The following is a 461-nucleotide window of genomic DNA, read 5'->3' on the forward strand; positions in this document are numbered from 1 at the left end:
TTTCTTGCTTAGGTTGATTAACGGCTTTTTGTGTTTTAGTTTGACTATTTTTTGTTTGCATGGTTGGTTTCCTCAATATTGATTTAAATTAGATTAACTATCATGATACCATGATACTTTCAACTGCGTTTTTAAAATAAAAAAATTCAAATCTCGGTAAGTCTAAATCTTTAAAAACACCATGAGACCTTTGCATAAAATAGAGATAGAGAAGATTGGCAAAATTCAATGTTTGCCCAATTGGGGATTTATTTAAACTTTGTCCTAGCGGGACTAAGGCTGGGTTTTCTCTTCTAAGAGTTGCCGAGTGTCACTGGAAAAATCGCCAAGTGGGTGGAAAGTAGACTTCTGCCAAGTGGGTAGAAAGTAGACTTCTGATAATTACCCCCATTCAAGTCTTGCATCCATAAAAATACAGACAATATTCCCAAGTTGATAAGATTAGCACAAATTATTCGATA

Origin of the sequence: thiotrophic endosymbiont of Bathymodiolus puteoserpentis (Logatchev) (assembly GCF_900127505.1) — a bacterium.
Classification (GTDB): domain Bacteria; phylum Pseudomonadota; class Gammaproteobacteria; order PS1; family Pseudothioglobaceae; genus Thiodubiliella.